General features: G+C 69.1%; 1 protein-coding gene. It reads left to right on the forward strand.

Annotated elements, in window-relative coordinates:
• The coding region (locus H489_RS38085; RefSeq protein ID WP_031259358.1) for a hypothetical protein at window positions 1-552 on the forward strand (552 nt) is incomplete at its 5' end.
• Window positions 553-663: the final 111 nt, after the last annotated feature.

Here is a 663-nt window from a genome sequence, read left to right on the forward strand (position 1 = left end):
ACCGTCACCGTCCGCAACGAGCAGATCACGGCGCTGACGGCCAACGGGGTCTTCGACCGTGACGTCGAGCAGAACGCCGTCGTCTCGGGCAACGCCCAGACCGGGGCGGACGTCATCGTCCGCGAAGGCACGACGATCATCGAGAGCGTCAAGGCCGTCGACGGGAAGTACTCCGTCACGATCCCCGCCACGGTCGCCGGCGTCCGCACCTTCACCGTCACCCAGACGGTCAACGGCACGGTCTCGGCGCCCAAGACGGCGACGCTCGACTACGGCACGCCCGCGGACCTCGTCATCGAGACCCCCGGCAACGGTGGGACCCTCCGAGGCGACCAGGTCGTCTTCACGGGGACCGGTGCCCCCGGCGCCAAGGTCGTCCTGAACGGCACCGTGAGCCGCCTGGGCTCCGCGACGGTGAACGGTCAGGGCGCCTGGACGATCTCCGTCGAGCGCACCCTCACCCCGCAGGCGTACACGCTGTTCACCAAGCAGATCACCAAGGGCAACCTCAACGGCCCTGCTGACCAGCGCACCATCAACGTCATCCGGTAACACCACCAGCACCACGCGACGGGCGCCCCTCCACCAGGAGGGGCGCCCGTTCCCGTGCGTCAACCGCGATGCGGGAGGAGAACAGCGGGACAGAACGACGAATGCCGCCGG

It is taken from the genome of Curtobacterium flaccumfaciens UCD-AKU (genome assembly GCF_000349565.1).
GTDB classification, from domain to species: domain Bacteria; phylum Actinomycetota; class Actinomycetes; order Actinomycetales; family Microbacteriaceae; genus Curtobacterium; species Curtobacterium poinsettiae.